Source organism: Aliiglaciecola sp. M165 (assembly GCF_007197995.1).
Classification (GTDB): Bacteria; Pseudomonadota; Gammaproteobacteria; order Enterobacterales; family Alteromonadaceae; genus Aliiglaciecola.
In genome coordinates, this window is the sequence record NZ_VKKH01000016.1 from 1 (window position 1) to 545 (window position 545).

The window sequence follows — 545 nt, forward strand, 5'->3', positions numbered from 1 at the left end:
GTCATATATGGACCCACCCAGTTTGCAAGGTTTATTGATAGATAATAAGTGAGTTATTGCCTTCATATATTCGGCCTGTTTATTGAGCTCATTGGCTCATGGCCCAGATGCAATTTGCTCCTACTTAACTAATCATCCCCGCGGCTTCGTAGTGAGCCAATGACGTTGAACAGTGTTTAAGTAGGCGTCTTTAACTTTTTATCATCTTAATCAATCAACCACGCAATCGTTGGTGAGCAGTATTTCTTGTTATTTCCTAAATGAATGCTTTGTTAAGCGAGTTGTTCTTTTTAGATAGCTTGGTACGTTTGCTCTTTTGCCATGACCACCCAGGCTATCCTCGCCAGCTTGTTTGCCAATGCGACACAGGCTTTGTTGTAGCATGTGCGCGCTTTGAGTGACTCTGCCCAGACACTGAGCCTGTCGGTTTTACCTGGACAATACTGCAAAACCGCTCGTGCTCCATGGATAAGTAGACTACGTAAATAAGGGCTCCCTCGTTTACTGATACCCCGTAATACGGTTTTCCCGCCACTAGAATACTG

At 44.2% G+C, this 545-nt stretch carries 1 protein-coding gene; it reads right to left on the bottom strand.

What is annotated here, in order from left to right:
- Window positions 1–290: 290 nt before the first annotated feature.
- A partial coding sequence (locus tag FM019_RS20705) for a transposase (protein WP_143838009.1) occupies window positions 291–545 on the bottom strand: 255 nt, incomplete at its 5' end.